The organism is Bordetella genomosp. 13 (assembly GCF_007679965.1).
GTDB lineage: Bacteria > Pseudomonadota > Gammaproteobacteria > Burkholderiales > Burkholderiaceae_B > Bordetella.
In genome coordinates this window covers 81,888-107,345 of record NZ_VEHL01000014.1, presented here as the reverse complement: position 1 = coordinate 107,345, position 25,458 = coordinate 81,888, and the positions used below count along the sequence as shown (strand labels likewise).

Annotated in this window: 26 protein-coding genes; 22 read left to right on the top strand and 4 right to left on the bottom strand. The window is 68.8% G+C overall.

Going from position 1 to position 25,458, the window contains the following annotated elements; genetic code table 11:
• The first annotated feature begins 7 nt into the window (after positions 1–7).
• From rseP to FS845_RS25990, 11 genes are all read left to right on the top strand, one after another.
• Positions 8–1,336 carry an RIP metalloprotease RseP gene (gene rseP, locus FS845_RS26040; protein ID WP_144641468.1) on the top strand — a complete coding sequence of 443 codons (1,329 nt, stop codon included), beginning with the start codon at positions 8–10 and terminating at the stop codon, positions 1,334–1,336.
• A gap of 243 nt (positions 1,337–1,579) precedes the next feature.
• Positions 1,580–3,883 (top strand): outer membrane protein assembly factor BamA, encoded by a 2,304-nt coding sequence (gene bamA / locus FS845_RS26035; RefSeq protein WP_409929343.1) that lies wholly within the window; start codon positions 1,580–1,582, stop codon positions 3,881–3,883.
• 117 nt (positions 3,884–4,000) lie between these two features.
• Entirely contained in the window at positions 4,001–4,558 is a 558-nt protein-coding gene (locus FS845_RS26030) for an OmpH family outer membrane protein (RefSeq protein WP_144641462.1), read from the top strand.
• A 9-nt stretch (positions 4,559–4,567) separates the two neighbouring features.
• Positions 4,568–5,671, top strand: coding sequence for a UDP-3-O-(3-hydroxymyristoyl)glucosamine N-acyltransferase (gene lpxD / locus FS845_RS26025; RefSeq protein WP_144641460.1), 1,104 nt, complete (start codon positions 4,568–4,570; stop codon positions 5,669–5,671).
• 81 nt (positions 5,672–5,752) lie between these two features.
• The gene (fabZ, locus tag FS845_RS26020) at positions 5,753–6,211 is read left to right on the top strand and encodes a 3-hydroxyacyl-ACP dehydratase FabZ (protein WP_144641457.1); all 459 of its coding nucleotides are present in this window, start codon (positions 5,753–5,755) and stop codon (positions 6,209–6,211) included.
• Positions 6,212–7,006 carry an acyl-ACP--UDP-N-acetylglucosamine O-acyltransferase gene (gene lpxA, locus FS845_RS26015; protein WP_144641454.1) on the top strand — a complete coding sequence of 265 codons (795 nt, stop codon included), beginning with the start codon at positions 6,212–6,214 and terminating at the stop codon, positions 7,004–7,006.
• 142 nt (positions 7,007–7,148) lie between these two features.
• Complete coding sequence (lpxB, locus tag FS845_RS26010) at positions 7,149–8,363, top strand: lipid-A-disaccharide synthase (protein WP_144641451.1); 1,215 nt, start codon at positions 7,149–7,151, stop codon at positions 8,361–8,363.
• On the top strand, positions 8,350–8,970 hold the full coding sequence (gene rnhB / locus FS845_RS26005; RefSeq protein WP_144641448.1) for a ribonuclease HII: 621 nt from the start codon (positions 8,350–8,352) through the stop codon (positions 8,968–8,970). The genes lpxB and rnhB overlap by 14 nt, the downstream gene beginning before the upstream one ends.
• Positions 8,958–9,740, top strand: a complete 783-nt coding sequence (locus FS845_RS26000) for a TrmH family RNA methyltransferase (protein ID WP_144641445.1) — start codon at positions 8,958–8,960, stop codon at positions 9,738–9,740. The genes rnhB and FS845_RS26000 overlap by 13 nt, the downstream gene beginning before the upstream one ends.
• A 281-nt stretch (positions 9,741–10,021) precedes the next feature.
• On the top strand, positions 10,022–10,423 hold the full coding sequence (locus FS845_RS25995) for a hypothetical protein (RefSeq protein WP_144641442.1): 402 nt from the start codon (positions 10,022–10,024) through the stop codon (positions 10,421–10,423).
• Positions 10,423–10,896: a DUF2846 domain-containing protein gene (locus FS845_RS25990; RefSeq protein ID WP_144641439.1), complete on the top strand. Its 474-nt coding sequence runs from the start codon at positions 10,423–10,425 to the stop codon at positions 10,894–10,896. The genes FS845_RS25995 and FS845_RS25990 overlap by 1 nt, the downstream gene beginning before the upstream one ends.
• A 36-nt stretch (positions 10,897–10,932) precedes the next feature.
• On the opposite strand, the gene FS845_RS25985 is transcribed toward FS845_RS25990, so the two are convergent.
• Positions 10,933–11,757 carry a pyruvate, water dikinase regulatory protein gene (locus FS845_RS25985; RefSeq protein ID WP_144641436.1) on the bottom strand — a complete coding sequence of 275 codons (825 nt, stop codon included), beginning with the start codon at positions 11,755–11,757 and terminating at the stop codon, positions 10,933–10,935.
• 158 nt (positions 11,758–11,915) lie between these two features.
• Here FS845_RS25985 and ppsA point away from each other — a divergent pair, with 158 nt between their 5' ends.
• On the top strand, positions 11,916–14,282 hold the full coding sequence (gene ppsA / locus FS845_RS25980; protein ID WP_144641433.1) for a phosphoenolpyruvate synthase: 2,367 nt from the start codon (positions 11,916–11,918) through the stop codon (positions 14,280–14,282).
• 93 nt (positions 14,283–14,375) lie between these two features.
• Here the strand turns inward: ppsA and FS845_RS25975 are convergent, their stop codons facing one another.
• Positions 14,376–15,125: a glutamine amidotransferase gene (locus tag FS845_RS25975; RefSeq protein WP_144641430.1), complete on the bottom strand. Its 750-nt coding sequence runs from the start codon at positions 15,123–15,125 to the stop codon at positions 14,376–14,378.
• Between the two features lie 147 nt (positions 15,126–15,272).
• Here FS845_RS25975 and FS845_RS25970 point away from each other — a divergent pair, with 147 nt between their 5' ends.
• The 3 genes from FS845_RS25970 to FS845_RS25960 are packed head-to-tail and all read left to right on the top strand — an operon-like array spanning position 15,273 to position 17,884.
• The gene (locus tag FS845_RS25970) at positions 15,273–15,692 is read left to right on the top strand and encodes an NfeD family protein (RefSeq protein ID WP_144641427.1); all 420 of its coding nucleotides are present in this window, start codon (positions 15,273–15,275) and stop codon (positions 15,690–15,692) included.
• 59 nt (positions 15,693–15,751) lie between these two features.
• Positions 15,752–16,681, top strand: a complete 930-nt coding sequence (locus FS845_RS25965) for an SPFH domain-containing protein (protein WP_144641424.1) — start codon at positions 15,752–15,754, stop codon at positions 16,679–16,681.
• Positions 16,682–16,714: 33 nt separating this feature from the next.
• Complete coding sequence (locus FS845_RS25960) at positions 16,715–17,884, top strand: GGDEF domain-containing protein (protein ID WP_144641421.1); 1,170 nt, start codon at positions 16,715–16,717, stop codon at positions 17,882–17,884.
• Between the two features lie 103 nt (positions 17,885–17,987).
• Here FS845_RS25960 and smpB read toward each other — a convergent pair whose 3' ends face one another.
• Positions 17,988–18,455: an SsrA-binding protein SmpB gene (gene smpB, locus FS845_RS25955; RefSeq protein WP_144641418.1), complete on the bottom strand. Its 468-nt coding sequence runs from the start codon at positions 18,453–18,455 to the stop codon at positions 17,988–17,990.
• Between the two features lie 124 nt (positions 18,456–18,579).
• Here smpB and FS845_RS25950 point away from each other — a divergent pair, with 124 nt between their 5' ends.
• The 7 genes from FS845_RS25950 to FS845_RS25920 all read left to right on the top strand — a co-directional run bounded on the left by FS845_RS25950 (position 18,580) and on the right by FS845_RS25920 (position 24,110).
• The gene (locus FS845_RS25950; protein WP_144641415.1) at positions 18,580–19,014 is read left to right on the top strand and encodes a type II toxin-antitoxin system RatA family toxin; all 435 of its coding nucleotides are present in this window, start codon (positions 18,580–18,582) and stop codon (positions 19,012–19,014) included.
• A complete protein-coding gene (locus tag FS845_RS25945) occupies positions 19,004–19,348 on the top strand; it encodes an RnfH family protein (protein ID WP_144641412.1) in 345 nt (114 codons plus the stop codon). Before FS845_RS25950 ends, FS845_RS25945 begins: the two co-directional genes overlap by 11 nt.
• A 168-nt stretch (positions 19,349–19,516) precedes the next feature.
• Entirely contained in the window at positions 19,517–20,671 is a 1,155-nt protein-coding gene (locus tag FS845_RS25940; RefSeq protein WP_144641409.1) for an acyl-CoA dehydrogenase family protein, read from the top strand.
• Positions 20,668–21,831, top strand: coding sequence for an enoyl-CoA hydratase/isomerase family protein (locus FS845_RS25935; protein WP_144641406.1), 1,164 nt, complete (start codon positions 20,668–20,670; stop codon positions 21,829–21,831). Before FS845_RS25940 ends, FS845_RS25935 begins: the two co-directional genes overlap by 4 nt.
• Before the next feature lie 131 nt (positions 21,832–21,962).
• Positions 21,963–22,853 (top strand): 3-hydroxyisobutyrate dehydrogenase, encoded by an 891-nt coding sequence (mmsB, locus tag FS845_RS25930; protein ID WP_144641403.1) that lies wholly within the window; start codon positions 21,963–21,965, stop codon positions 22,851–22,853.
• Entirely contained in the window at positions 22,853–23,290 is a 438-nt protein-coding gene (locus FS845_RS25925; RefSeq protein ID WP_144641400.1) for a PaaI family thioesterase, read from the top strand. Before mmsB ends, FS845_RS25925 begins: the two co-directional genes overlap by 1 nt.
• A gap of 130 nt (positions 23,291–23,420) precedes the next feature.
• A complete protein-coding gene (locus FS845_RS25920; protein WP_144641396.1) occupies positions 23,421–24,110 on the top strand; it encodes a VIT family protein in 690 nt (229 codons plus the stop codon).
• A 192-nt stretch (positions 24,111–24,302) separates the two neighbouring features.
• On the opposite strand, the gene FS845_RS25915 is transcribed toward FS845_RS25920, so the two are convergent.
• Positions 24,303–25,307: a YgfZ/GcvT domain-containing protein gene (locus FS845_RS25915; RefSeq protein ID WP_144641394.1), complete on the bottom strand. Its 1,005-nt coding sequence runs from the start codon at positions 25,305–25,307 to the stop codon at positions 24,303–24,305.
• Positions 25,308–25,458 lie beyond the last annotated feature (151 nt).

Sequence of the window (25,458 nt, the reverse complement as noted above, 5' to 3'; positions counted from 1 at the left end):
CCCGACCATGCTTTTCACGCTGCTTGCCTTCGCCGTCGCGCTCGGCGTCCTCATCACCTTCCACGAACTGGGTCATTACTGGGTGGCGCGGCTGTGCGGCGTGCGCGTGCTGCGCTTTTCTGTCGGATTCGGCAAGGTGCTGCTGCGGCGCATCGACCGCAACGGCACCGAATGGGCCATTTCCGCCATTCCGCTGGGCGGCTACGTCAAGATGCAGGACGACGCGCCGGTCGGCGCGCCCGCCTCCGAGGTCGCGCAATCCTTCAACGCCCAGTCCGTCGGCCGGCGCTTCGCCATCGTGGCCGCCGGTCCTGTCTTCAACCTGGTGCTGGCGGTCTTCCTGTACGCCTGCCTGAACATCGCGGGCACCCAGGAGCCCGCGCCCATCCTGGCCCAACCCGCGGCGGGCTCCGCGGCCGCGCAGGCGGGCGTGCAGGGCGGGGACCGCGTCGAGGCCGTCGACGGCAAGCCCGTCGAGTCCTGGAACGACGCCCGCTGGCACCTGCTGGATGTGCTGTCCTCGGGCGGCAAGGCCGTGCTGGACGTGCGCACGCAGGCCGGCGCGGCGCAGCAGCGCACGCTGGACATCGCCGCCGGCGACATGGACCCTGAGCACGATCCGCTGACCCGGACCGGGCTGGGCCTGGCCCGTCCCAAGCCGGTGGTGGTCGAGGCCTTCGCGGGCAGCGTCGGCGAGGCCGCGGGCCTGCGCGCCGGTGACCGCATCGTCGGCGCCGGCGACCTGCGCGACCCGGACGCGGGCCAGTTGATCGAGCAGATCCAGAAGCATGCCGATCAGCCGCTGGCGCTGGCCGTGGTGCGCGACGGCACCCCGCTGAACATCACCGTCACCCCCAAGGCCGAGGCCGTGGATGGCCGTACCATCGGCCGGATCGGCGTGCAGGTGGGCGGCGACCTGCCCATGGTCACCGTGCGCTACGGCGTGGTGGAAAGCGTCTGGCGCGGTGCACAGCGCACCTGGGACACCGCCGTCCTGTCGCTGCGCATGATGGGCCGCATGGTGATGGGCGAGGTCTCGTGGCGCAACGTCAGCGGCCCCGTCACCATCGCCGACTACGCAGGCCAGACGGCGCGCATCGGCCTGGCGGCCTACATCGCCTACATGGCCCTGATCAGCATCAGCCTGGGCGTCCTGAACCTGCTGCCCATTCCCATGCTGGACGGCGGCCATCTGCTGTACTATCTCGTCGAATTCGTGCGCGGCCGTCCTCTTTCCGATCGCTGGATCGAGATGGGGCAGCGGGCCGGCATCGGATTGCTCGCCTGCCTCATGGGGCTGGCATTGTTCAACGATTTCTCGCGCCTGTTCACCTAGTCGCGAATCGAATAAAATCCACGGCTTTGCCGCCGGGCCGCCCCAGGCAGGAAACTTCCGACGCACGCATGTCGAACGACGCGCGTGCGGGACAGCAAGCCGCAGGCGCCCGTGGGGGCCACACTGCTCTACCAAGGATACGCAAGGATGTCTTTTCGCCGGATGATTCAGTTGGAACGGGGCTGGACGAAACGGGGCTGGACTGCTGGGGGATTGACGGGTGGCCTGCGGCCGATGGGGCGTGTGTTCGCCCCGACCCTGCTGGCCGCCGCGCTGCTGGTGCCGTCGATCGCCCAGGCGTTCGACCCCTTCGTTGTCCGTGACATCCGCGTCGAAGGTATCCAGCGTATCGATGCCGGCACCGTCTTCGGCTACCTGCCGGTCAAGGTGGGCGAGCGCTTCACCGAGGACGAGGCCACCGAGGCGGTGCGCCGCCTCTACAGCACCGGCTTCTTCAGCGACGTGCAGATCCGTACCGACAACAACGTGGTCGTGGTCGCGGTGCAGGAGCGCCCGACGATCGCCTCGATCACGTTCTCGGGCATGCGCGAGTTCGACAGCAAGGCCATCACCACCTCGCTGAACCAGGTCGGCTTCGGCGAAGGCCGCATCTTCGACCAGTCGATGCTCGAGCGCGCCGAATACGAACTGAAGGAACAGTACCTGGGCAAGGGCAAGTACGGCGTCGAGGTCACCTCCACCGTCACGCCGCTGCCGCGCAACCGCGTCGGCGTCAGTTTCGACGTCTTCGAAGGCGACGTGGCCCGCATCCGCGAGATCCGCGTGGTGGGCAACAAGGCCTTCTCGGAAAGCGACCTCCTGGACCAGTTCGACCTGACCACGCCCGGCTGGCTCACCTGGTACACCAACACCGACAAGTACTCCCGCGAGAAGCTCGAGGGCGACATCGAGCGCCTGCGCTCGTTCTACCTCGACCAGGGCTACCTCGAGTTCTCGGTCGAGCCGCCGCAGGTCACCATTTCGCCGGACCGCAAGGACATCTTCGTCACCATCACCGTGCACGAAGGCGAGCCCTACAAGGTGCGCAACGTCAAGCTGGCGGGCAACCTGCTGGGCCTGGACAAGGAAATCAACAACCTGGTGCAGGTGAAGCAGGGCGAGGTCTTCTCGGCCGCGCAGGCCAACGCCTCGGCCAAGGCCATCACCGACTACCTGGGTGACCTGGGCTACGCGTTCGCCAACGTCAACCCCAATCCGCAGCTGGACCGCGCCAAGCACGAGGCCGACGTCACGTTCTACGTCGACCCCAGCCGCCGCGTGTATGTGCGACGCATCCAGGTGGGCGGCAACACGCGCACCCGCGACGAGGTCATCCGCCGCGAAGTGCGCCAGCAGGAATCGGCCTGGTACGACGCCGGCGACATCCGCGTCTCGCGCGACCGCGTCGACCGCCTGGGCTACTTCAACGAAGTCAACGTCAAGACCGATCCCGTGCCGGGCTCGCCCGACCAGGTCGACGTCAACGTCGACGTGAAGGAAAAGCCCACCGGCATGATCAACCTGGGCGTGGGCTATGGTTCGACCGAAAAGGCCATCCTTTCGGCCGGCATCAGCGAAGACAACGTCTTCGGCAGCGGCACCAACCTGACGCTGCAGGTCAACACCAGCTCGATCAACCGCGCCGCGGTGCTCTCGCACACCGATCCGTATTTCACCAAGGACGGCATCAGCCGCACCACCTCGGTGTACTACCGCACCACCGAGCCCTGGGACAACAACGACGGCGACTACCGCGTCAAGTCCATGGGCCTGGGCATGAACTTCGGCGTGCCGATCTCGGAATACGACCGCGTGTTCGTCGGCGCCAACCTCGAGCGCAACCAGATCGGCCTCTACAGCAACTCGCCGCTGGCCTACAAGAACTTCGTCGACCAGTACGGCGAGAAGACCAACTCGGTCATCTTCAACGTGGGCTGGTCGAAGGACACGCGCGACAGCGCGCTGGCGCCGACCAAGGGCTCGTACACCCGCCTGAAGGGCGACCTGGGCACGGTCGACCTGAAGTACTACATGCTGACGGCGCAGCAGCAGTACTACCTGCCGCTGGGCCGGTCGTACACGCTGGCCTTCAACGGCATGGCCGACTACGGCCGTGCGTATGGCGGCAACGACTACCCGATCATCAAGAACGTGTACGCGGGCGGCATCGGCACGGTGCGCGGCTACGACGGCGCCTCGCTGGGCCCGCGCGATCCCGAGACCAGCGACTACCTGGGCGGTTCGCGCCGCCTGGTGGGCAACGTGCAGCTGTACCTGCCGTTCCCCGGCGCCTCGCGCGACCGTACGCTGCGCTGGTTCCTGTTCGCCGATGCCGGCCAGGTATCGTCCAACAGCGGCGTGGGCTGCTCCAGCGGCAAGCCGGGCGACCTGGTCGAGGACCCGTGCGGCTGGCGCTACTCGACGGGCGTCGGCCTGTCGTGGCAGTCGCCGCTGGGCCCGCTGCAGCTGTCGTATGCCCGTCCGCTCAATGCCAAGCCGGGCGACGACAAGCAGAGCTTCCAGTTCCAGATCGGCACGGGGTTCTGATCGTTCGGTTACGCATGAAAACACCGGAAAAACAGCGGCAGCCCGGCGCTGCTGTTGTTTAATGGCACAATATCGTCTTGTTCGCTTTGCTTTACCTCATTCGAAGGTGAGATTTTCATGATGTCTGATTTTGCACTCAAAACCCTGGGTACCGCTCGCAGCGGCAAACTTGGCATGGCGGTTGCACTGGCGGGTGCGCTGTTGCTGGGTCCCGTGGCCGCCGGTGCCGCACAGGCTCAGGCCCAAGGCACCAAGATCGGCTTCGTGAACACGGAGCGGATCCTGCGCGAGTCGGGCCCGGCCAAGGCCGCCCAGAGCAAGATCGAAACCGAATTCAAGCGCCGCGAAGACGAGTTGCAGCGCATGAGCTCGAACCTGCGCTCGCAGGCCGAGAAGTTCGACAAGGACTCTCCCGTCCTGTCGGACTCCGACCGCGTGTCGCGCCAGCGCGAACTGTCCAACCTGGACATGGATCTGCAGCGCAAGCGCCGGGAACTGCAGGAAGACTTCAACCGCCGCCGCAACGAAGAGTTCTCGTCCATCGTGACCAAGGCCAACGACGCCATCAAGCGCATCGCCGAGCAAGAGAACTACGACCTGATCGTGCAGGATGCGGTCACCGTCAATCCGCGCGTCGACATCACCGACAAGGTGATCCAGAGCCTGGGCCGCTGATCCCTAGCCATGCCGGTTCTGCTGGACCTCGCTCATGCGCCAACCCTCGATGTCCTGTTGGCCGGCGCCGATACCCGGGGCCTGGACTGGCAGCTCGAAGGCCCCCCGGGGAATGAGTTTCCCCGCATTCGCGGCATCGGCACCCTGTCGGGTGCCGGCCCCGAAGAAATAAGCTTCCTGGCCAACAAGCGCTACCAGGCGCAGTTGGCCGGCACGCAGGCCGCGGCCGTCATCGTGCCGCCCGTCGCCGCCGAGGCGCTGCGCGCGCTGCCCGCGCCGCCGCCTTATGCGCGGGTGGTCTGCGCCCATCCCTATCTGCTGTACGCCCGCCTGGCGCAATGGTTCGAGGCCGCCGGCCGCCCGGACGCCGCCGCGGGGGTGCATCCCCTTGCCGTCGTTGCGCCCGACGCCACGCTCGAAGCCGGCGTCAGCGTCGGTCCCCATTGCGTCATCGAGTCCGGCGCGCGCATCGGCCGCGGCACCGTGCTGGGGCCGGGCTGCGTCATCGGCCGCGGGTCGGAACTGGGGCCGGATTGCCGCCTGCACGCCCGCGTGACGCTCTATCACGGCGTGCGGGTGGGCGCTCGCGCCATCATCCATAGCGGCGCCGTGCTGGGCGCCGACGGTTTCGGCTTCGCTCCCGATCCTTCGCTGGGGCAGGGCGCCTGGACCAAGATCTCGCAACTGGGCGGGGTCTGGGTGGGCGACGACGTCGAGATCGGCGCCAACACGACCGTCGACCGCGGGGCCCTCGAGGACACCACCCTCAGCGACGGCGTCAAGCTGGACAACCAGATCATGGTGGCGCACAACGTGCGCATCGGCGCGCACACGGCCATCGCGGCCTGCGTGGGCGTGGCCGGCTCCACCGTCATCGGGCAGCGCTGCACCATCGGCGGCGCCTCGATGCTGTCCGGCCACCTGACGCTGGCCGACGACGTGCACATTTCGGGGGGCACCGCCGTCACCTCGAACATCACCAAGCCGGGCCAGTACACGGGCGTGTATCCTTACGCCGAACATGGCCAATGGCAACGTAACGCCGCCGTGATCTCCCAGCTGGGCCAGTTGCGCCAGCGGATCCGGGCGTTGGAAAAAGATTCGTCGGCGTAGCCGGCCGCGTCGCGAAGCTGTTTCGCGGGCGCGCCGGCCATGCGCCGTCACCCTCATCGACTGAGCAGGAACGAGAAAGACATGGAACTCGACATCGCGGGGATTATGAACCGGTTGCCGCATCGCTACCCGATGCTGCTGGTCGACCGGGTGCTGGAAATGGTGCCGGGCAAGTCCATCGTGGCGATCAAGAACGTCTCGATCAACGAACCGTTTTTCACCGGACATTTTCCCCATCATCCCGTGATGCCGGGCGTGTTGATCATCGAGGCGATGGCGCAGGCCTCCGCCATTTTCTCGTTCTCGGACGAGGAGGGCGGTGGCCTGAAGTGCGACGGCACCAAGACGGCTTACTACCTCGTGGGCGTCGACGGCGCGCGGTTCCGCCGCCCGGTGGTGCCGGGCGACCAGCTGCGCCTGGAAGTCGAGGCCGAGCGCCTGAGCCGCAGCATCTGCAAGTACCAGGGACGCGCGCTGGTCGACGGCCAGCTCGTGGCCGAGGCCAAACTGATGTGCGCCATCCGCAGCCTGGAAGACTAAATGTCCGGAAACATCCATCCCACCGCCGTGGTCGATCCTGCCGCGCAGGTCGACCCGACGGCCCGCATCGGTCCGTATTGCGTGGTCGGGCCTGACGTCACCATCGGCGCCGGCACCGAGCTGGGGCCGCACTGCGTGTTCGATGGCGTGACGACGGTGGGCCGCGAGAACCGTTTCTACCGCTTCTGCTCCATCGGCGGCATGCCGCAGGACAAGAAGTATGCCGGCGAGCCCACGCGCCTGGTCATCGGCGACCGCAATACGGTGCGCGAGTTCACCACGTTCAACACCGGCACGGTGCAGGACGGCGGCGTCACCACGCTGGGCAGCGACAATTGGATCATGGCCTACGTGCACATCGCGCACGACTGCCACGTCGGCAACAACACCATCCTGGCCAACTCGGTGCAGCTGGGCGGCCATGTGCACGTGGGCGACTGGGCCATCGTGGGCGGGCTGACCGGGGTGCACCAGTTCTGCAAGATCGGCGCGCACAGCATGACGGGCGGCAACAGCTCACTGATGCAGGACACGCCGCCCTACGTGCTGAGCGCGGGCAACCCGTGCCGCCCGGTCGGCATCAATGTCGAGGGCCTGAAGCGCCGCGGCTTCACGCCGGCGGTCATCTCGGCGCTGCGCGACGCCTACAAGGCGATCTATCGGCGCGGCCTGACGCTGGAGCTGGCGTGCGCCGAATTGCGTGCCCGGCAGCAGGCCGAGCCGGAGGCAGCCGAGCCGCTGCAGGTCATGCTCGACTTCATCGACGCGTCCACGCGCGGGCTGATCCGGCCATGACCAAGGCGTGGCGTCCCCAGGGTGCGCCTGCCCTCGGGAAGCAGGCATGCCGCGCGGCGGCCGCACGATCGACTCCCTGCAGCCGCCGCGATGGCGGCTTTTGCCTGGTGGACGTCCCTTGGTCGGCCATCCGGAAGAACACATGAACACGCAATCCGACCCGGCCAGCGTCCCGCGGATCGGCATGGTGGCCGGCGAGCCCTCCGGCGACCTGCTGGCCGGCCGCATCATCGCCGGCCTGCGCCGGCGCGAACCCGGCGCCTCCTTCCAGGGCATCGGCGGGCCGCACATGGAACAGCAGGGCCTGGCCACCTGGCATCCCATGCATGCGCTGACCGTGTTCGGCTACGTCGACGCGCTCAAGCGCCTGCCCAGCCTGCTGCGCACCTACCGCGACGTGCGCGACCGCTGGCTGGCGCAGCCGCCGTCGGTGTTCGTGGGCATCGACGCGCCCGACTTCAACCTGCGCCTGGAGCGCCAGCTGAAGCAGGCGGGCACGCCCACCGTGCACTTCGTCGGCCCGTCCATCTGGGCCTGGCGCTACGACCGCATCCACAAGATCCGCGAATCGGTCTCGCACATGCTGGTGCTGTTTCCATTCGAGGAAGATATCTACCGCAAGGAGCGCGTGCCGGTCACCTACGTCGGCCATCCGCTGGCGGGCGCCATTCCCATGCAGCCCGACCGCCTGGCGGCGCGTCGGCGCCTGGGCATCGACCCGCAGGCGCGCGTGCTGGCCATCCTGCCGGGCAGCCGCGGCTCCGAGATCCAGCTGATGGGCCCGCGCTTCCTGCAGGCGGCCCAGGGGCTGCTGCGGCGCGATCCGGCGCTGCAATGCATCGTGCCCATGGTCAACGAACAGCGGCGCGCCGAGTTCGAGGCCTTGCTGGCGCAGTATCCGGTGCCCGGGCTGCGCTGCGTGATGGCCGGGGCGGCCGCCGACGGGCAGGCCGCGCAACCCATCGCCTGGTCGGCGATGGAGGCCGCCAACGCCGTGCTGGTGGCCAGCGGCACCGCCACGCTGGAGACGGCGCTGTACAAGCGGCCCATGGTCATCTCGTACGTGCTGTCGCCGTGGATGCGCCGCATCATGACGTGGAAGTCCGGCCAGCAGCGTCCCTACCTGTCCTGGGTGGGACTGCCCAACGTGCTGCTGCGCGATTTCGCGGTGCCCGAACTTCTGCAGGACGACGCCACGCCGCAGGCGCTGGAGGCCGCCACCTGGACGGCCCTGACCGACGACGCCCAGGCGGCGCGCATCGAGGCGCGTTTCACGGCACTGCACCAGGACCTGCTGCGCGATACGCCGGCCCTGGCGGCGCAGGCCATACTCGAGGTGGCGCATGGCGCAAGTTGACCTGTTCGCCGACGTGGCGGCGCCGCTGCCGTCCGTCATCGCCGGCGTCGACGAGGCGGGCCGCGGGCCCCTGGCCGGCGCCGTCTACGCGGCCGCCGTCATCCTGGACCCCGCCTGCCTGATCGAGGGCCTGGCCGATTCCAAGGTGCTGGCCGCCGAGCGCCGCGAGACGCTGGCCGAGCAGATCAAGGCCTGCTCGCTGGCCTGGTGCGTGGCCTTCGCCACGGTGCAGGAGATCGACTCGATGAACATCCTGCGTGCGACGCTGCTGGCGATGCAGCGCGCGGTGCAGGGCCTGGCCACGGTGCCGCAGCTGGCCCTGGTCGACGGCAACCAGGCGCCGCTGCTGTCGTGCGCGGTACAGACGGTGATCAAGGGCGACGCCACGGTCCCGGCCATCTCGGCGGCTTCCATCCTGGCCAAGACGGCCCGCGATGCCGACCTGCTGCGCCTGCACGCGCTGTATCCGGAATACGGTTTCGACCGCCACAAGGGCTACGGCACGCCGCAGCACCTGGACGTGCTGAGCCGCTTCGGGCCATGCCCCGAGCATCGGCGCAGCTTCGCGCCCATCAAGGCCTTCGACCTGCAGCCATGCGTCACCTGACGTCCCGCGACAACCCGGTGGTGAAGGCGCTGCGCAAGCTGGCGGGCGGCACGGGCCGCCGCGGCGAATGGGTGCTGCTGGACGGCGTGCACCTGTGCCAGGCGTGGCTGGATCACCATGGCGCGCCCGAGCAGGCGGTCTTCGATGCCGAGCGCCTGGACCGGCCCGAACTGCGCGCGCTGGCCGCGCGCGTCCCCGAACCGCAATGCTATGCGCTGGACACCCGCGTGCTGCGCGATATCGCCAGCGTGGAAAGCGGGCAGGGCGTCGTCTTCGCCGTGCGGCCGCCCGAGCCGGAACTGCCGGCGCGCATCGACGAGAGCTGCGTGCTGTTCGACCGCATCCAGGACCCCGGCAACGTCGGCACCTTGCTGCGCACCTGCGCGGCGGCCGGCGTCACGCGCGTGCTGCTGGCCACCGGCACGGCGGCCGCCTGGTCGCCCAAGGTGCTGCGCAGCGGGCAGGGCGCCCATTTCGCGCTGTGCATCCACGAACACCAGGATCTGGCCGGCCTCCTGCCCCGCCTGGCCGTGCCGCTGGTCGCCACGGCGCTGGACGGTTCGCAGGACCTCTACGACGCGGACCTGCCCGAGCGTTGCGCCTGGGTGTTCGGCCACGAGGGCCAGGGCGTGGCGGGCGAGCTGCTGGCCGCGGCGTCGCTGCGCGTGCGCATCCCGCACGAGGCCGGCGCGGTCGAGTCGCTGAACGTGGGCGCCGCGGCCGCCATCTGCCTGTTCGAGCAGCGGCGGCGCTGGCGGGCGCGCGGCTGAACGCGTAGCGATCCATGTACGCGGCAAGCGCAGCTGCCGCACAAGGGACCGTCCATACATACGGCAAGCGCAGCTGCCGCACACGGGGCGATCCAGACACAGACACGCAGCGATACAGACACGGGGTGCTCCGCTCATGCGGCAGGCGCTGGACCGCCGACGCTCCGCCCGTCGGACGAGAGGCGAGCATTGTCGCGGACCCGCCACGTTTGCAAGCGGTCCCGTGCTACATGGCCCTCTTTCTCCCTATACTGGCGCGTTTTCCAGCACAGGAACGTGTCATGAAGAATAAGAAGTGGGGGAGCGCAGCCGTCCTGGCCGCGGCGCTTTCCCTGTCGCTGTATGGCTGCATGTCGGTGGACTCGAAACCGGCGAACAATTTCGTGATGGTGGCGGCAGGTGAGCGCGCGGAAAGCCTGACTCTGGGCGGCGCCGTGCCCACCGCGCTGAGCAACGGCATGTCGGTCACGCTGCCCGCCAATTCGCGCTGGCAGAAGACCGGGGCACTGCCGCAGGGCGACGTGTACCGGCGCGTGGACGGCGTGTTCACCATCGTCAGCCAGCGCCAGGAAGAGGCCTGGGCCGTGGTGTCGGCCGGCAACCTGATCGGTTTCTATTATCCGGTGGCCAAGCGCTACACCACCGTCGCAGCCCCCGTCCGCATCCGCCTGGAGCCCCGTTGATGAATCGCCATCTGTTCCTGCGCGCCGCCGCCGGCGCGGCCCTCGTGCTGCTTGCCGGTTGCGCCGGCCCCAAGTATGCGGCCCTGGCCTCGTCCATGCCGGCCGTGCCCGCCGGCCAGGGACGCATCTATTTCTACCAGCCCGAGCCCGCCACGGTGGTGTCCGCGCAGCACGTGCTGCGGGTCAACGACGTGGCCGTGGGCCGCAACAAGCCGTCGAGCTTCTTCTTCGTCGACCGTCCCGCCGGCGACTACAGCGTGACGATGCAGAATTCGCGCAACCAGAGCATCAGCTTCCATCTGGGCGCGGGCGAGACCCGCTACGTGCGCGTGATGGCGGAAAACCTGGGCAGCACCGGGCAGACCGGCAAGGTGCAGATGGAGCTGGCCGATCCGCCAGAACTGGCGCAGCGCGAGCTGCTGGACATGCGCTACTGGGGCGCCGCCAGCCCGGAACAGCGCCGCTGGTGGTAGTGCCTCGCGGCGCCCGCGGGCGCCGCGCCGGGCGGATCAGCGGTCCAGCCCGACTTCCTGCAGCACCGTGGTGGCGATCTCCTCGATCGACTTGGTGGTGGTCGACAGCCACGAGATGCCCTCGCGGCGCATCATGCGTTCGGCCTCGGCCACTTCGTAGCGGCACTGTTCCAGCTCGGCGTACTTGCTGTTGGGGCGGCGCTCGTTGCGCACGCGGGACAGGCGTTCGGGCTGGATGGTCAGGCCGAACATCTTCTTGCGGTAGGGCGCGATGGTCGCGGGCAGCTGGCCGCGTTCGAAGTCGTCCGGCGTCAGCGGATAGTTGGCGGCCTTCACCGCGTACTGCATCGCCAGGTACAGGCTGGTGGGGGTCTTGCCGCAGCGCGACACGCCCACCAGGATGACGTCGGCCTGGTCCAGCTGGCGGATGAACTGGCCGTCGTCGTGCGCCAGGCTGAAGTTGATGGCGTCGATGCGTTGCGTGTAGCGCTCGGAATCCGCCGCCATGTGCGAGCGGCCGATGGAGTGGCTGGACTTCAGGTTCAGCGCCTGCTCGATGTGGCTGACGAAGGTGCCGAACAGGTCCAGGAAGATGCCGTTGGCCTGGCGCACGATGGCCTGGATCTCGGGGTTGACCAGGGTACTGAACACGATGGGCGGCACGCCGGCGTCGATGGCATTCTGGTTGATGCGCGCGGACACGTCCTCGGCCTTGGCCAGGGTGTCGATGAACGGCACCCGCACTGGGCGGAAACGCACCTGGTCGAACTGGGCCAGCACCGAGTTGCTGAAGGTCTCGGCCGTGATGCCCGTGCTGTCGGAAACGATGTAGACGGTGCGAAGTGGGGTCGTGTCATTCATGTGTAAGAGATTCCAACCAGGCGAGGGAGTTGCGGCCCGCAAACGGGTACAATCTGCCCCTTAAAAGTCACCCCAAGGGCGTCCAGGCCAGTTTGGTCAGTGCAGCGTTTCCTGCCTTGACCAAACTCGCTTTCATTCCATTGTAAAAGGTGACTTCAATGTCGTACGTCGTTTCGTTCGAGCAGCTCCGCATGACGGATGTGGACTCGGTAGGAGGCAAGAACGCATCGCTTGGTGAAATGATCAGCCAGCTGGCAGGCGCGGGAGTGCGCGTGCCGGGCGGCTTCGCCACCACCGCCGAGGCTTTCCGCGATTTCCTCAAGGCCTCCGGCCTGGATGCGCGCATCGCCGACCGACTGTCCACGCTGAACCCCGAAGACGTTCGCGAACTGGCGCTGGCCGGCGCCGAGATCCGCCAATGGATCGTCGAGGCCCCGCTGTCGCCCGAGTTCGAGAAAGCCATCCGTGACGCCTTCGCCGCGCTCGATGCCGACGGCAAGGGCTCGTTCGCCGTGCGCTCGTCCGCCACCGCCGAAGACCTGCCCGACGCCTCGTTCGCCGGCCAGCAGGAAACCTTCCTGAACGTCGTCGGCATCGACGACGTTCTGGACAAGATCCGCCACGTGTTCGCGTCGCTGTACAACGACCGCGCCATCTCGTATCGCGTGCACAAGGGCTATGCCCACGCCGAGGTCGCCCTGTCGGCCGGCGTGCAGCGCATGGTGCGCTCGGACAAGGGCAGCGCCGGCGTGATGTTCACCATCGACACCGAATCGGGCTTCCAGGACGTGGTGTTCATCACCTCGTCGTACGGCCTGGGCGAGACGGTGGTGCAGGGCGCCGTCAATCCCGACGAGTTCTACGTCTTCAAGCCGTCGCTGGAAAGCGGCCACTATCCCATCGTCAGCCGCCGCATCGGCTCCAAGCTGATCAAGATGGAATTCGACCCCGAGCGCACCGAAGGCCGTGCCGTGCGCACCGTCGACGTGCCGGTGTCCGAGCGCAACCGCTATTCGCTGACCGATGACGAAGTCACCGAACTGGCCCGCTACGCCGTCATCATCGAGCAGCACTACAAGCGCCCGATGGACATCGAGTGGGGCCGCGACGGCGTCGACGGCAAGATCTACATCCTGCAGGCGCGTCCCGAGACGGTGAAGTCGCAGCAGGGCACCGCCGACGTGCAGCAGCGCTACCGCCTGAAGGCCACCGGCCAGGTGCTGGTGACGGGCCGCGCCATCGGACAGAAGATCGGCGCGGGCCGCGTGCGCATCGTGGCCGACGTGTCCGAGATGGACAAGGTGCAGGCCGGCGACGTGCTGGTCACCGACATGACCGATCCCAACTGGGAGCCGGTGATGAAGCGCGCCGCGGCCATCGTCACCAACCGCGGCGGCCGTACCTGCCACGCGGCCATCATCGCGCGCGAACTGGGCATCCCGGCCGTGGTCGGCTGCGGGGAGGCCACCGACGTGCTGAAGGAAGGCCAGAACGTCACCGTGTCGTGCGCCGAGGGCGACGAAGGCCGCATCTACGACGGCCTGATCGAGACCGAAGTGGAAGAAGTGCGCCGCGGCGAAATGCCGCCCATCGACATCAAGATCATGATGAACGTGGGCAACCCGCAGCTGGCCTTCGACTTCGCGCAGATCCCGAACTCCGGCGTGGGCCTGGCCCGCCTGGAATTCATCATCAACAACAACATCGGCATCCACCCCAAGGCGGTGCTGGACTACCCGAACGTCGACAGCGAGCTGAAGAAGGCCGTCGAATCGGCCGCCCGCGGCTACGCCAGCCCGCGCGCCTTCTTCGTGGACAAGCTGGCCGAAGGGATCGCCACGATCGCCTCGGCGTTCTGGCCCAAGTCGGTCATCGTGCGCCTGTCCGACTTCAAGTCGAACGAGTACCGCAAGCTGGTGGGCGGTTCGCGCTACGAACCCGAGGAAGAGAACCCCATGCTGGGCTTCCGCGGCGCGTCGCGCTACATCGCCGAAGACTTCGACGAGTGCTTCCGCATGGAATGCGAGGCGCTGAAGAAGGTCCGCGACGAGATGGGCCTGACCAACGTCGAGATCATGGTGCCGTTCGTGCGCACGCTGAACCAGGCCGCCAAGGTGGTCGACCTGCTGGGCACGCGCGGCCTGAAGCGCGGCGAGAACGGACTGAAGCTGATCATGATGTGCGAAGTGCCGTCCAACGCCATCCTGGCCGAGCAGTTCCTGGAGCACTTCGACGGCTTCTCGATCGGCTCGAACGACATGACCCAGCTGACGCTGGGCCTGGACCGCGACTCGGGCATGGAACTGCTGGCCGCCGACTTCGACGAGCGCGACGAGGCCGTGAAGTTCATGCTGCAACGTGCCATCCAGGCGTGCCTGAAGGCCGGCAAGTACGTCGGCATCTGCGGCCAGGGCCCCAGCGACCACCCCGACTTCGCCCAGTGGCTGAAGGACGAGGGCATCCTGTCGATGTCGCTGAACCCCGACACGGTGGTCGACACCTGGCAGAAGCTGGCCGCCAGGTAAGACGGCGCCGCCGGGCGGGCGACGTCCGGCGGGCAGACCGTGCAGCCGCGCTCGAGCGCCGGCCCTTCGGGGACCGGCGCTTTTCATTTTCCGTCAGGCGGGTTCGCCGCCCACGCAGGCCCGCAGGAAGCGCCGCACCAGCGTGCCGGCCTGCGGCGTGTCGCCCACCGCCTGGGCGAGCGCGAGGGCATCGATGCCCTCGCCGCCGTACGGGTCGGCATACCGCATCAGGTGTTCGCGCACGAAATCGGGTCCGAATTCGGGATGGAACTGCGTGCTGTAGCAACCAGGCGCCCAACGGATCAGCTGGTGCGCGTCCATGGCCGAGCGCGCCAGCACGCGCGCGCCCTCGGGCAGGCGCAGCACCGTCTGCCGGTGCAGGGTCTGCGCCGGGAAGCTCCCGGGCACGCCTTGCAGCATGGCATCGTCCAGGCCGTCGGCGGTCAGCGTGATGGCCTGCGTGCCCACCTCGCGGCCGGCGGGGTTGTCGCCCACCGCTCCCCCCAGGGCGTATGCCAGCAGTTGATGGCCGTAGCAGACGCCGAACAAGGGCAGGCCGGCGGCGGCCCCGCCGCGCAGCCATTGCGCCGTGTCTTCGCTCCAGGACTCGTGATCGGTGACCATGGCCGGCGATCCCGTGATCAACGCGGCACGATAGTCCGACGGCTGGCGCGGCCGCTCGCCGCGGAACACGGCGACGATCTCGGCCTGGGCCTCGTCCAGTCCGGCCGCGGCCCGCAGTTGCACACCATAGCCGCCGTGCCGCGCGCGCAGCGCCTCGTCCGGATCGCCGGTATGCAGGATGAGGACGGGCAGGGCGCGGGTGGAGGGGGACTCGGTCATGGTGGCTACGGACGGCGAAGAGGGAGGTGGCATGGGGCGCCGTGCCGGGGGACTTGCGTAAAAGCCGTCGGCGGATGCGCCCATCAAGGGCGAATTCTGTGGGAAATCCGTACAATCCGCTATGTTTTCACGCGCGGAGCACTGGCGATGTGGGTTTGGTTCGGATTGGCGGCGATCGCGCTCATCGGCGAAGTCATGACCGGCACGTTCTATCTGCTGCTGGTGGCGCTGGGCCTGGCCGCCGGCGGCATCACGGCCGCGATGGCCGGCGCGATGCAATGGCAACTGGTGGCTTGCGGCGCCGTCGCGCTGGCGGGCCTGGCCGTGCTGCGCGGCACGGGCGTGCTGAAGAAACGCGAGGTCGACGCGGCACGCAACGCCGACGTGAACCTGGACATCGGCCAGTCGGTGCAGGTCGAGGAATGGTCCGCGTCGGGCACGGCGCGCGTCTGGTATCGCGGCGCGCACTGGCAGGCCGAACTGGCCGCCGGCCAGGCCGCCGCGCCCGGCACGTACGTCATCGCCGAAGTGCGCGGCACGCGCCTCGTGCTGGCCGCCAAGCGTTGATGCCGTCTGGCGGGCCGAGGCCCGCCGCAATCTGCTGATTTCTTCCAGAAGGGGTTCCCATGACGCTCGACCCATCCACCATCTTTCTGATCATCGCAGTCGTGCTCGTGCTGCTGGTGCTGATCCGCGCGATCGCCATCGTGCCGCAGCAGCACGCCTGGGTGGTCGAGCGGCTGGGCAAGTTCGATCGCGTGCTGTCGCCCGGCGCCGGCTTCGTGATTCCCTTCATCGAGCGCGTCTCGTACAAGCACTCGCTGAAGGAAATCCCGCTGGACGTGCCCAGCCAGGTCTGCATCACGCGCGACAACACGCAGCTGCAGGTCGACGGCGTGCTGTACTTCCAGGTGACCGATCCGATGCGCGCGTCTTACGGCTCGTCCAACTACATCACGGCCATCACGCAGCTGTCGCAGACCACGCTGCGTTCGGTCATCGGCAAGCTCGAACTGGACCGCACCTTCGAAGAGCGCGAGTTCATCAACAGCACCATCGTGGCCTCGCTGGACGAAGCGGCGCTGAACTGGGGCGTGAAGGTGCTGCGTTACGAGATCAAGGACCTGACGCCGCCCAACGAGATCCTGCGCGCCATGCAGGCCCAGATCACGGCCGAGCGCGAAAAGCGCGCCCTGATCGCCGCCTCGGAAGGCCGCCGCCAGGAACAGATCAACATCGCCACCGGCGAACGCGAGGCCGCCATCGCCCGCTCCGAGGGCGAGAAGCAGGCCCAGATCAACCAGGCCCAGGGCGAAGCCGCCGCCGTGCTGGCCATCGCCGAGGCGACCGCGCAGGCCATTGTCCAGGTGGGCAACGCGGTGAACCAGCCGGGCGGCATGGAAGCGCTGAACCTGCGCGTGGCCGAGCGCTACGTCGAGGCCTTCGGCGAAGTGGCCAAGGAAGGCAACACGCTGATCCTGCCGTCCAACCTGTCCGACGTAGGCGGGCTGGTGGCCTCGGCCATGACCATCGTCAAGTCCACGCGCGGCGCCTGATCGCGGCGGGGCCGCCCTCGGGCACGGGTTGCGATGCTGGCTCCGGTCAACCTGCTGGTCCTCACGGCGCTGTCCAGCCTGATCTGCCTGGCGGTGCTGGGCTCGCTGGCACGCAGCGGCATGCCCGGCATCCGCGAGGCCGTCTGGGCCAACGTGCTGGCCATCTGCGCGCTGGCCATCTTCACGCAGCAGGGGCCCGGCAGCATCCGCTGGCTGACCGTGCTGCTGCCCAACCTGCTGATCTCGGCCGGCTACGCGATCTACTACTACGGCATCTGCCGCTTCCTGGGTCAGCGCGCTCCGGCGGCGGCGCTGGCCGCGGGCGTGGCGCTGCTGATGGCGGTGCTGTGGCTCTTCCTGTACACCTGGCCGTCGACCGATGTGCGCATCATCGCGGCCAGCGTGCTGCACAGCCTGATCAGCGCCGGCATCTCGGTGGCCCTGTGGCGCGCGCTGCCCGGCGTGCGCTCGCGCTACAGCTACCTGTTCACATTCACCATCACGTCGACCGCGGCCATCGGCTACCTGATCCGCGCGGTGGTGTACGCGGTGGGCATGGAGAGCGTGGAAACACTGATGGCGCCCGCCTTCTGGAACGTCGCGTTCCTGACGATGGGCGTGCTGCTGAGCCCCGGGGTGACGCTGGGCGTGATCATGATGATCCACGACCGCATGCTGGGCGACCGCGAGCGCGAGGCCAATACCGATTTCCTGACAGGCCTGCTGACGCGCAAGGCGTGGTGGCGCGAGACCCAGCGGCTGCATGCGCAGGCGGGGCGCGGCGAGCGCGCCCTGACGCTGCTGACGCTGGACATCGACTACTTCAAGCAGATCAACGACCTGCATGGCCATGCAGCGGGCGACGCGGTGCTGCAGCATTTCTCGCGGGTGGTGGGCGGGGTGCTGCGCGCCGGCGACGCAGTGGGGCGCCTGGGCGGCGAGGAGTTCTCGGTGGCGCTGCCGGATACGCCTTTGGCCCAGGCGCAGCACGTGGCGCAGCGGCTCATGCAGACGCTGCACGAGACGCCGTGCTTCTACGAGGGGCGTACGCTGATCTGCACGGTAAGCGGCGGCCTGGCGCAGTGCGGAATCGACGAGCCGCTGGAATCCGCCAGCCGGCGGGCCGACCAGGCGCTGTATGCGGCCAAGGCCGCGGGACGCAATTGCCTGGTGACGGCGCCGCCGGAGGGATACACGGCCTGACCGGGGGCGATATGGCCGGATCGAGCGTGGATAGTGCCTGGACTGCGGGCCCTGGCGGGGAGGGCGTGGCGCGCAGGCCGTCGCGACCGGCCGCGCCGGGAAATCAGTCGTCGCGCCGGCTGCTGCGCGTGTCGTGCTTCATCACGCGGTCTTTCTCGCGCTGCCAGTCCTTTTCGCGCGCCGTGTCGCGCTTGTCGTACAGCTTTTTGCCGCGGCCCAGGGCGAAGTCGACCTTGACCCGGCCGTTCTTGTAATGCAGGTTCAGGGGAACCAGCGTGTAGCCGCGCTGCTCGACCTTGCCGATCAGCTTGCTGATCTCTTCCGCATGCAGCAGCAGCTTGCGCGTGCGCACCGCGTCGGGATGGATGTGCGTGGAGGCGGTGGGCAGGGGGCTGACGTGCATGCCCATCAGGTAGATCTCGCCCTCGCGTACGATGACGTAGCTTTCCTTGAGCTGCACGCGGCCCGCCCGGATGGCCTTGACCTCCCAGCCTTGCAGGGCGATGCCCGCCTCGTAGCGGTCTTCGATGAAATAATCGTGCGAGGCCTTGCGATTGTCGATGATGCTCATTGGTGGCCCCCGCGGTAAGTCCGGTGCTGTAATTCCGGCGCTGTAATCCTTGCAGCGGGCCCATGCCGAAGGCGTGGGCGCTAAACCGGTAAAATCTGATCATTCTAGCCATTTGCGATAGTCGATGCACACAGTCCAGCGTTCCGTCCTCGTGCCGTACTCTGCTGCCCAGATGTTCGATCTGGTGGCCGACGTGGAGAAGTATCCCGAGTTCATGCCCTGGTGCGGCGGGGCCGAGGTGCAGTCGCGCGACGAGCACGGCATGCAGGCCTCCATTACCATCAGCCTGGCGGGCCTGAAGCAGCGCTTCACCACGCGCAACACGCACGATTACCCCAACCGCATCAACCTGGAACTGGTCGACGGCCCGTTCTCGCGCCTGGTCGGCAACTGGCAGTTCCAGTCGCTGGCCGAAGATGCCTGCAAGGTGCTGTTCACCCTGGAGTACGCGTTCTCCAGCCGCGCGCTCGAGATGGTGGTGGGGCCGGTGTTCAACCGTATCGCCACCAGCTTCATCGATTCCTTCACCAAGCGGGCCCAGACCAAGTATGGCGAGTGACGCCCACGGCGGTCCGCTGCGCGTGCAGGTCTGCCATGCGGCGGCCGCGGGAGCCTGGCTGCGCGATCTGGCCATGCCCGCGGGCGCCACGGCCGCGGACGCGCTGGCGGCGAGCGGTTTCGCGCAGGCATTTCCGGACGTCGACCCCTGGCGCCACGGCGTGGGCATCTATGGGCGCGCCTGCCACCCCGGCGCGGCCCTGGCCGACGGCGATCGCCTCGAGATCTATCGCGAACTGACCTTCGACCCCAAGGAGTCGCGCCGCCGCCGCGTCGAGCACCGGCGCGCGCGCGAGGCGCGGCAAGGGCGCGAGCGGCCGGCCGGGCTGCTGTAGCGCCCCGCCGCGCGGGCGGATTGTCGTCCACGGGACAAAATCGGCGCGCCTTTCCGGCGTAAGATGGCGCGTAAAGTGACGTTTACGTCAACGTCACGTCGAGCGGCCGCGCGTGTTCACGACACGGTCGCATCCCCATAAGACCATGACGATCTCTGGAGACCTTCCGTGGACCTCGAACTGACCGACGAGCAGCGTGCCTTCGCACAGGCGGCGCGCGACTATGCCCAGGGCGAACTGGCGCCCCATGCGGCCCAATGGGACGAGGAAGGCATCTTTCCGCGCGAAGCCTTCGCGCGCGCCGGCGAAATGGGCTTCTGCGCCATCTACGCCAGCGAAGAGATCGGCGGCCTGGGGCTGCCGCGGCTCGACGCCACGCTGGTGTTCGAGGAGATGGCGGCGGTCGATCCCTCCACCACGGCTTTCCTCACCATCCACAACATGGCCACCTGGATGGTCGGGCAGTGGGGGCAGCCCGGGCTGCGCGCCGAATGGGGCCCGCTGCTGGCCAGCGGCCAGAAGCTGGCGTCCTATTGCCTGACCGAGCCGGGCGCCGGCTCCGATGCCGGTTCGCTGTCCACCCGGGCCGAGCGCGACGGCGGGGATTACCTGATCAACGGTGCCAAGGCCTTCATCTCGGGCGGCGGCGACACCGACCTGCTGGTGGTCATGGCGCGCACGGGCGGGGCAGGCGCGGGCGGCGTCAGCGCCTTCGCGGTGCCGGCCGACGCCGCCGGCATCGGCTACGGCCGCAAGGAAAGGAAAATGGGCTGGAACAGCCAGTCCACCCGTCCCATCACGTTCGAGAACGTGCGCGTGCCCGCCGGCAACCTGCTGGGCGCCGAGGGCGAGGGCTTCAAGATCGCCATGAAAGGCCTGGACGGCGGCCGCATCAACATCGGCACCTGCTCGGTGGGCGCGGCGCAGGGCGCGCTGGACGCCGCACGCCGCTACATGGACGAACGCAGCCAGTTCGGGCGCCGCCTGGCCGAGTTCCAGGCGCTGCAGTTCAAGCTGGCCGACATGGCCACGCACCTGGTGGCCGCGCGCCAGATGGTGCGCCTGGCCGCCTGCAAGCTGGATGGCGGGTCGCCAGACGCCACCACCTACTGCGCGATGGCCAAGCGCTTCGCCACCGACATGGGCTTCCAGATCTGCCTGGATGCGCAACAGCTGCATGGCGGATATGGTTACCTGCGCGACTATCCGCTGGAGCGGCTGGTGCGCGATACTCGCGTACATCAAATACTCGAGGGTACCAACGAGATCATGCGAGTGATCGTGGCCCGCCAATTGCTGGACAAAGGAGTCGACATCAGATGAATGTGCCCGTGCTGTTCGAGGAACGCTTTACCGATACCGGCATGCGCCTGGGCGTGGCCACGCTGAATTCGCCGCAGACGCTCAACGGCCTGTCGCTCGAGATGGTCGACCTGCTGGACACCCAATTGCGCGCCTGGGCGGCCGACAGCTCGGTCGCGCTGGTCATCCTGCAAGGGGCCGGCGAAAAGGCGTTCTGCGCGGGCGGCGACCTGCATGGCCTGTATCGCAGCATGCGCGAGCATGCGGGGCAGGGCGCCTGGGCCAACGTCCACGCGCGCACGTTCTTCGAGCACGAGTACCGGCTGGACTTCCTGATCCATCACTATCCCAAGCCCCTGCTGTGCTGGGGCCGCGGCATCGTCATGGGCGGCGGCGTGGGCCTGATGATGGGCGCCAGCCACCGCGTGCTGAGCACCGACGCGCGCGTGGCCATGCCCGAGATCAGCATCGGCCTGTTCCCCGACGTGGGCGCGAGCTGGATGCTGAACCGCATGCCGGGCCGGGTGGGATTGTTCCTGGCGCTGACCGGCGCGCAGCTGAACACCTCCGACGCCTTCTTCGCCGGCATGGCCGACTTCCGCCTCGATCCGGCCGACTGGCCGCGCTTCTGCGAGGCCTTGCTGCACCAGCCCTGGGCGGGCGGCCCCAACCAGGGCGGCCTGGCGCCGCGCTCGATCAACGACGGCCTGCTGCGCCAGGTGCTGCTGGCGCACGAGCCCGTCGAGCCGCTCGAACCCGGCCCGCTGCGCCAGCACTCCTTCCTGATCAACAGCATCTGCGGCGAACTGAAGCTGGAAACCATCTACGAAGAGCTGGCCGAGCTGAAGAACCACGACGATCCCTGGCTGGCGCGCGCCGCCAAGACCATGCTGGCCGGTTCGCCCGGCTCGGCGCGGCTGGCGTACGCGCTGCAGCAGCACACCAAGCTGCGGTCGCTGGACGACGTGTTCCGTATCGAATACGTGGCGGCGCTGGCCTGCACGGCTCACGGCGACCTGGCCGAGGGCATCCGCGCGCTGCTGATCGACAAGGACAAAACCCCGAAATGGAACCCGGCCACGCTGGCCGAGGCCAATTCCACCTGGGTGCAGCAGTTCTTCCAGGAACCCTGGCCGAACGACCAGCCGCATCCGCTGGAGGACCTGGGCCGCGCCGCCTGACGGCCGCCCGTCGCGCAAGACGTTTTCCACCAGAAGCCCGGCGCCGCGATCGGCGCGCATTCGTGTCTCGACGAGGCACGGCGGCGCGGCAGGCAGTCCGCCGGTCAATAAAACACGAGGAGACACGCACTATGAGCAATATCGCTTTCATCGGACTGGGCAACATGGGCGCGCCGATGGCGCAGAACCTGGTCAAGGCCGGCCACGCGCTCACGGTATTCGACCTGGTCCCCGCCGCCGTGCGCATGCTCACCGACGCCGGCGCGCGCGCCGCGGCCTCGGCGACCGAGGCGGTGGCCGGCGCCGACATCGTCATCACCATGCTGCCCGCCAGCAGGCATGTCGAAGGCCTGTACCTGGGCGAGGACCTGCTGGCGCACGTCCAGCCGCCGACGCTGGTCATCGATTGCAGCACCATCGCGCCCGACGCCGCGCGCAAGGTGGCGGCCGCCGCGCGGGCCCGCGGACTGGACATGCTGGATGCGCCGGTATCGGGCGGCACGGGCGGCGCGGTGGCGGGCACGCTGACCTTCATCGTGGGCGGCTCCGAGGACGCGCTGGCCCGCGGCCGCCCGGTGCTGGAGCAGATGGGCAAGAACATCTTCCACGCCGGCCCGTCGGGCGCCGGCCAGGTGGCCAAGATCTGCAACAACATGCTGCTGGGCATCCTGATGGCGGGCACCTCCGAGGCGTTGGCGCTGGGGGTGGCCAATGGGCTCGACCCGAAGGTGCTTTCCGACATCATCGCCAAGAGCTCCGGGCGCAACTGGGCCACCGAGCTGTACAACCCCTGGCCCGAGGTGATGGCGCACGCGCCGGCCTCCAAGGACTACGCGGGCGGCTTCGGCACGGACCTGATGCTGAAGGACCTGGGCCTGGCAGCCGAGGCGGCGCTGTCCGCGCGCGCGGCCACCCCGCTGGGCGAACTGGCGCGCAACCTGTACGCGCTGCACAGCCAGGGCGGCAGCGGCGCGCTGGATTTCTCCAGCATCGTGCGCCTGTACACGCAGAAGCCTCGCTGATGGACGCCGCGGCGGTTCCGGAGGCGCTGGCCGCGCGCGTGCAGGCCAGCTTCGCCCGCCAGGGCGTGATGGCACTGCTGGGCGCGCAACTGCGCGTGGCGGCACCGGGCAAGGTCGAGATCCGCCTGGCGCACCGCGCCGACCTGTCGCAGCAGAACGGCTTCCTGCACGCGGGCATCTCCACCACCATCGCCGACAGCGCGGGCGGCTATGCCGCGTTGAGCCTGTTCGCGCCCGGCGAGGACGTGCTGACCTCGGAGTTCAAGATGAACTTCCTGGCGCCGGCGTCGGGCGATCACTACGTCGCCACCGGTACCGTGCTCAAGCCCGGCCGCCGCCTGACCGTCTGCCAGGCGGAAGTGCATGCCTGGCGGGATGGGAAGGCCACGCTGTGCGTGGTGGGACTGATGACGACGGTGCGGGTCGCGCCGCGGTAGGCGTCGTCACACGCTGCGCCGGGCATTGCCTCGGCGCCACGTGCCGTCATCGCGGCCCGCGCCCGGGCGCGCTTCGGCCGGGCTTATACTCCCCACGCGCCGATCGGCACGGATGCCGGGCGCTACCACGATGCCCACCGCAGAACACCATCGCATCTTCCGCATCGGCTGGCTGCGCGCCGCCGTGCTTGGCGCCAACGACGGCATCGTGTCCACCGCCAGCCTGATCGCGGGCGTGGCGGCGGCGCAGACCAGCCACGCGGCCATTCTTGCCGCGGGCCTGGCGGGGCTGGTGGCCGGATCGCTGTCGATGGCGGCCGGCGAGTACGTATCGGTGCGCAGCCAGGCCGACACCGAGGCCGCCGACCTGCAACTGGAAATGCGTTCGCTGCGCGGCAACGCGGCGCAGGAACTCGAGGAACTGATCGGCATCTACGTGGCGCGCGGACTCGACCGGGAGCTGGCCGCGCAGGTGGCCCGCCAACTGACGCAGCACGACGCCCTGGACGCGCATGCGCGCGACGAATTGGGCATTTCCTTGCTCCATCGCGCCCGGCCGGTGCAGGCCGCGGTGGCGTCGGCGTGTTCGTTCGCGGTCGGCGCGGCCCTGCCGCTGGCGGTGTCCGCCGTGGCGCCGCTGCCGCACGTGATAGTCGCCGTGACGCTGGCGTCGGTGGCGAGCCTTGGGGTGCTGGGCGCGGTGTCGGCACGGGCCGGCGGCGCGCCCATGGGGCGGGCCAGCGCGCGGGTGATGCTGCTGGGCGCGCTGGCGATCGGGCTGACGGCCGGCGTGGGCGCGTTGTTTGGTGTGGCGGTGTAGAAGGGCGGGTCGGCCGGCTTGAGGGCGGCGTGGCGCGATGACAGGCCCGCGCTGGTTGGGCAACCGGCACTACCTTTCCGGCGCTGCGCCACGAAACCGAGACGCGGCTCGCAGGCGGCGACACCGGCGCAGGTGACGCGGGATGGTCTTCCAACAGCCCGCAGCCGCACCCATCCCGATAACGCCGCCCGCTCAGTCCTTCGCCGTCAATGCATACGGCAGCGGCACCACCGCGATGCGCGGCCCGTCCGGCGCGCCCAGGCGCAAATCGCCGTCGGGCAACGACGCCAGGGTGGTCTCGAACAGCAGCGACACGCCCGCGTGGCCCGTGGCATCCACCACCCGGCCGCAGGGTTCCCCGGGCTGCGCGGCGTCGTAGACGTCGGCGCCGGCCAACTGCGCCGTGGCGGCGTCGCCCTGCAGCTGGCCGTAGGCCATGCGCCGCTTGACCGTGCCGCGATAGTGGCTGCGCGCCACCACTTCCTGGCCCGGATAGCAGCCCTTGGTGAAGCTGACGCCGCCGGCCAGTTCCAGGTTGACCGTCTGCGGAATGAACAGATCCTGCGTGGCGCTGCCGATCCACGGCAGGCCCGCGGCCAGATCGGCCGCCTGCCATAGCTCGGGCTCGGCGCGGGCCAGCAGCCGGGCCAGTGCGCCCGCCTGCTGCAACTGGGCGTCGGTGGCGATCCACCACCAGCGCGGGCCAGCGCCCGCCGAGGCGGGGGCGCAAATCCAGGTGCCGGTGGGCAGCTCCGTGCGCTGCCAGGCCGTTTGCGGCAGGTCGCCGCCGGCGGCGGCCTGCAAGGCGGGCACCTGCTCGGCCTCGCACTGCACGCCGGCGGCCTGCAGCGGCGCGATGGACAGCTTGGCCTTGGCCCGCAGCACGAACATGGACAGGCGCTTGAGCAGCGCATCGGCCAGGTCGGCGCGCACCAGCGCGTACAGCCGGGCGTCGTTCTCGGCGGCCTCGGCGGCGCGCCACATGACCAGCGTGGCCAGCAGGCGGCCCTTGGCGGTGCAGTAGCCGGCCAGGCGCGCGGCGTCGGTGGGCAGGCCGGTCACGTCCTGCGTCAACTGGCCGTGCAGGAAAGCCAGCGCGTCGTCGCCGGCGGCGGCCAGGACGCGGAAGCCGGGCAGCGGCGCGCACAACGGCGAACCTTCGGCACCCAGCGGAATCGAATCGTAGAAAGCATGCATGGTGGCATTGGGCGAACGGCGGCGCCGTCCGCGGCTGGCGACAAACTTCCATGATACGCCGCGCGCGGCGGCCGGACGGCCTATGTCCGCGCGGATATCAGGGGTGCCGCGCGGGCCGGGCGCCGCGCCTATCCATTACACTTCACCCCAC